The organism is Sulfitobacter sp. 1A15258, from assembly GCF_043557045.1.
In the GTDB taxonomy this organism is placed as follows: Bacteria; Pseudomonadota; Alphaproteobacteria; order Rhodobacterales; family Rhodobacteraceae; genus Sulfitobacter; species Sulfitobacter faviae.
This window is the reverse complement of the sequence record NZ_JBIFFK010000033.1, coordinates 1-2,987: the sequence shown is the minus strand read 5'-3', so window position 1 is coordinate 2,987 and position 2,987 is coordinate 1. Positions and strand designations below refer to the sequence as shown.

The following is a 2,987-nucleotide window of genomic DNA, read 5'->3' as shown; positions in this document are numbered from 1 at the left end:
GTACGACTGATTGTATGTGTATGCTTTTGATCAGTAAGCAGTCTTGCTTCTACTGGATCAAATCAAGCCTATCGAGCAATTAGTACCAGTCAACTGAACGTATTACTACGCTTACATCTCTGGCCTATCGACGTGGTGGTCTACCACGGCTCTCAGGGATACCTTGTTTTGAGGGGGGCTTCCCGCTTAGATGCCTTCAGCGGTTATCCTGTCCGATCATAGCTACCCAGCACTGCTATTGGCATAACAACTGGTCCACCAGTGGATCGTTCACCCCGGTCCTCTCGTACTAGGGGCAACTCCTCTCAAGTATCCTACACCCACGGAAGATAGGGACCGAACTGTCTCACGACGTTCTAAACCCAGCTCACGTACCTCTTTAAACGGCGAACAGCCGTACCCTTGGGACCTGCTCCAGCCCCAGGATGAGATGAGCCGACATCGAGGTGCCAAACACTGCCGTCGATATGGACTCTTGGGCAGTATCAGCCTGTTATCCCCGGCGTACCTTTTATCCGTTGAGCGATGGCCCTCCCACTTGGGACCACCGGATCACTATGGCCGTCTTTCGACTCTGCTCGACTTGTCAGTCTCGCAGTCAGGCTGGCTTCTGCCATTGCACTCAACGAGCGATTTCCGACCGCTCTGAGCCAACCTTCGCGCGCCTCCGTTACGATTTAGGAGGCGACCGCCCCAGTCAAACTACCCGCCACACAGGGTCCCGGAACCGGATAACGGTCCGCGGTTAGACATCAAGCAGAACAAGGGTGGTATCTCAAGGGAGGCTCCACCGAGACTGGCGTCTCGGTTTCAAAGCCCACCACCTATCCTGCACATGTTCGGCCTAATGCCAGTGTGAAGCTGTAGTAAAGGTGCACGGGGTCTTTCCGTCTAACCGCGGGTAACCGGCATCTTGACCGGTAATTCAATTTCGCTGAGTCTATGTTGGAGACAGCGGGGAAGTCGTTACGCCATTCGTGCAGGTCGGAACTTACCCGACAAGGAATTTCGCTACCTTAGGACCGTTATAGTTACGGCCGCCGTTTACCTGGGCTTCAATTCAGAGCTCTCACTCCTCCTTTTAACCTTCAGGCACCGGGCAGGCGTCAGACCCTATACGTCGTCTTGCGACTTCGCAGAGCCCTGTGTTTTTAATAAACAGTCGCCACCCCCTGGTTTGTGCCCCCAGCCCCTAGTTGCCTAGGAACCGGGCCTCCTTCTCGCGAACTTACGGAGGTATTTTGCCGAGTTCCTTCAACATAGTTCTCTCAAGCGCCTTGGTATTCTCTACCTGTCCACCTGTGTCGGTTTAGGGTACGATCTGATGATGGAGCTATTTCCAGGGACCGCTCAGCAGCCCATCCAATCCGATAAGGATGAACTACCCCTGCGATCCGTCACTTCCATCTGGCCCAGGAATATTAACCTGGTTCCCATCGACTACGCCTTTCGGCCTCGCCTTAGGGGTCGGCTTACCCTGCTCAGATTAGCTTTAAGCAGGAACCCTTGGACTTTCGGCGAGAGTGTCTCTCACACTCTTTGTCGCTACTCATGTCATCATTCTCACTAGTGATCTCTCCACCGGATCGCTCACGCGCCGGCTTCACAGAAAGCTCCTTGTGTCCAATACGTCCCGAGGGACGATAAGGACACATGGAACTATGTCACACTACGCTCTGCTACCATGCAATAAATGCATCCTCGGCTTCGGCTCATGGCTTGAGCCCCGTTACATCTTCGCCGCAAGACAACTTATTTAGACCAGTGAGCTGTTACGCTATCTTTAAAGGATGGCTGCTTCTAAGCCAACCTCCTGGTTGTTTTGGTCGTCTCACCTGCTTTCCCACTTAGCCATGAATTAGGGGCCTTAGCCGGAGGTCAGGGTTGTTTCCCTCTCCACGACGGACGTTAGCATTCGCCGTGTGTCTGCCATCCAGTACTCCTCGGTATTCGGAGTTTGGTTAGGATCAGTAAGCCTGTGGGGCCCCATTACCCATCCAGTGCTCTACCCCCGAGGGTATTCGGATGACGCTCTACCTAAATAGATTTCGCAGAGAACCAGCTATCTCCGAGTTTGATTGGCCTTTCACCCCTAGGCACAGCTCATCCCGATCTTTTTCAACAGATGTGGGTTCGGTCCTCCAATAAGTGTTACCTTATCTTCAACCTGGCCATGCCTAGATCACTCGGTTTCGGGTCTGATCCCACGAACTCGACGCCCTATTAAGACTCGCTTTCGCTGCGCCTACACCTAACGGCTTAAGCTTGCTCGTGAGACCAAGTCGATGACCCATTATACAAAAGGTACGCTGTCACATCGCAAGGATGCTCCAACTGATTGTAGGCGTTCGGTTTCAGGTACTGTTTCACTCCCCTCGTCGGGGTGCTTTTCACCTTTCCCTCACGGTACTGGTTCACTATCGGTCAGTAAGGAGTACTTAGCCTTCGAAGGTGGTCCTCCGATCTTCAGACAGGATTTCACGTGTCCCGCCCTACTTAATACGTCCAATCATGCTTCTTATACGGGACTATCACCCACTCTGGTTGCGCATTCCAACGCATTCTAATCACACTCATGGCTCGGCTGGTCCCCGTTCGCTCGCCGCTACTAGGGGAGTATCATATTGATTTCCTTTCCTCCGGGTACTTAGATGTTTCAGTTCCCCGGGTTTGCCTTTTTAACCCTATATATTCAGGTTAAAAATACCTGGTCTTGCTCATTATTAACTGCGCCGCTGCCTGCCCCAGTGCCGATCCGAAGGATCGGTGTACCGACCAAAGGTCGGCGCGGAGCGGACATTGCGAAGCAATAATAACAAACAATCAGGTGGGTTGCCCCATTCAGAAATCCATGGATCAAAGCTTATTCTCAGCTCCCCATGGCTTATCGCAGAGTATCACGTCTTTCATCGCCTCTTACTGCCAAGGCATTCACCAAACGCCCTTTTCGCGCTTGATTTGATCCAGAAAAAGCAAGACTTAGCGCC

Annotated in this window: 1 rRNA gene; it reads right to left on the bottom strand. The window is 52.5% G+C overall.

Annotated features, from left to right (window positions below):
* Positions 1-58: 58 nt before the first annotated feature.
* A 23S ribosomal RNA gene (locus ACGYK9_RS19205) occupies positions 59-2,959 on the bottom strand.
* Positions 2,960-2,987: the final 28 nt, after the last annotated feature.